The following is a 1,762-nucleotide window of genomic DNA, read 5'->3' as shown; positions in this document are numbered from 1 at the left end:
CGGGATAAAGTCGCCGCCGCACTCCAAAGTTTCCGCTGGACCGCTCCGGCTCGCCGCCTGCCGGTGCGTCCCTGCACCCAGACAGGTGCTCACCACACGCGACAGTCGTGCCGGAGATGGAGGATAGCCCGTAGGGCGGGTCAGGCGCGTGCGCAGGCGCTGCGATTGCCGCGGCGGTGGGCGCGCCGTCACCCGCCGGATGGCGGCCTGTAGGTCGGGTCAGACCAGGGCGACAGATGTGGCTGGCATACGGCGGATGGCGCAAGCTTATCCGCCCTACGCGGGCTTAATCGACGCTGGAGCGTCAGATCCCTCCTCCGTCGGGACCAGGTTTGCTCCCACGCCGGAGCCTGGGGAGCCAGCCGACAAGTTCCTGGAGAGTTCGCTGTACGGATTTTCCAAATGTCAACACGCCCTGGAATGGCCCCTCGACATGGCCTCATCCCGGTTGCCGGCTACCGACGACCCGTCGCAGAGCACCCGTCCCAGTCGGATCGCCGCGCCTGTTGCCCGGTCGCTGTATTTGGTGGGCAGCTCATCCGGCAGCTTCGAAATCAAACTCCGGTGGACACCGAGTGCCTCCGCCAACTCCTTCATACCCCCGAAAATCCGAATTGCCTCCATCTTGGTCATATTTGCTACCCCTCTCGCATTATGAATATACTCATCAGAGATTGACCGCTCGATTTTTCGTTCCAGCGATCACTCGGTGAGTAGAAAATCACAGCTGTCCGGGTGACGGATCCGCGCGCGCAAGGCCCGGAACCATCACCTGCCGACCTCACCACCCGGAGGAAGCCGGTCATTAACAGCATGGAGGGATTGTTGCTCCTTGAACAGGCGTCGAATACGCCTATCGTTTTCTCTACGCTTCGAGACAATGCCCTTACAATAGAGACGGTGAAAATACGGAGGCTTACTATGGTAGCCGGACGGAATAATGGTGGTAACGCACCGATCGCCGAGAAAATCAGGCTGGTCATCGCCGAAGATCAGGCGTTGCTCGCCGAGGTACTTCCCGGTCTTCTGCACACGGCCTCATGCGGTGGGATCGAAGTGGTTCATATCTGCCTCACCCGCTCCCAGCTGTTCAGGACGCTGAGAAAGACGACCCCGGACGTGCTGCTGTGTGACGTCTGGATGCCCAATAACAGCGGGGATCCGCCCCTGCCGTGTGATGCATCGTCGCTGGAGGCGATCAAGCGGCAAAGCCCGCATACGGCGATCCTGCTGTTGAGCGGCAACGCGGATATGACATTAGTGAAGCAACTCCTGGACGCGGGGGCCGATGGTTTCCTCGACAAGAACGCATTGCTGGAACAACTCTGTCAGGCCATCGAACGGGTCAAACGGGGCGACAAGTACATCACGCCTCCGTTCTGGACCGAGATCAGCCTACTGAACGCCAGTTCGAACGAGTCTATCCGCACCCAGTTGCTCACAGGGCGCAGAGGAGATGTGCTGAGGCTGTTGTTGGAAGGATTTTCCCCCAATAAGATCGCCGATATGCTGCCGATCGGGAAGAAACATGTGGATAAGAAGATCGCGGAGGTCAAGTCCATACTCGGCGTCGAGACCCACATTCAGATCCTGCGCGCCTGCATCAGACTCGGAATAATCAAGCTATAGCAGACGCCGGAAGTGGCTCAGTTCGCGAAAAAACGGAAATTGCGAAAAAACGCAATGGCTCTTTATGGATTCCGGACTGCTTTGGAGTGCGCCGGCAAAGCGGCGCGCCCGCATCGAACCTCAGCCACGGGGG

At 59.4% G+C, this 1,762-nt stretch carries 2 protein-coding genes; one reads left to right on the top strand and one right to left on the bottom strand.

Annotation, left to right across the window (positions count from 1 at the left end; translation table 11 throughout):
• Positions 1-405: 405 nt before the first annotated feature.
• Positions 406-633, bottom strand: a complete 228-nt coding sequence (locus BQ17_RS07480) for a helix-turn-helix domain-containing protein (protein ID WP_089725762.1) — start codon at positions 631-633, stop codon at positions 406-408.
• Positions 634-921: 288 nt separating this feature from the next.
• Here BQ17_RS07480 and BQ17_RS07475 point away from each other — a divergent pair, with 288 nt between their 5' ends.
• Positions 922-1,629 carry a response regulator transcription factor gene (locus BQ17_RS07475; RefSeq protein ID WP_165741643.1) on the top strand — a complete coding sequence of 236 codons (708 nt, stop codon included), beginning with the start codon at positions 922-924 and terminating at the stop codon, positions 1,627-1,629.
• Positions 1,630-1,762: the final 133 nt, after the last annotated feature.

The sequence above is a fragment of the Candidatus Thiosymbion oneisti genome, from assembly GCF_900092655.1.
GTDB classification, from domain to species: Bacteria; Pseudomonadota; Gammaproteobacteria; order Chromatiales; family Chromatiaceae; genus Thiosymbion; species Thiosymbion oneisti.
Note: the sequence above shows the minus strand (reverse complement) of the source record. Positions and strands in the feature narration are given on the sequence as shown.

What these genes read in the sequence shown, in the direction of transcription:
- BQ17_RS07480 (WP_089725762.1), bottom strand. Translation starts at nt 633, where the DNA reads ATGACCAAGATGGAGGCAATTCGGATTTTCGGGGGTATGAAGGAGTTG.
- BQ17_RS07475 (WP_165741643.1), top strand. Translation starts at nt 922, where the DNA reads ATGGTAGCCGGACGGAATAATGGTGGTAACGCACCGATCGCCGAGAAA.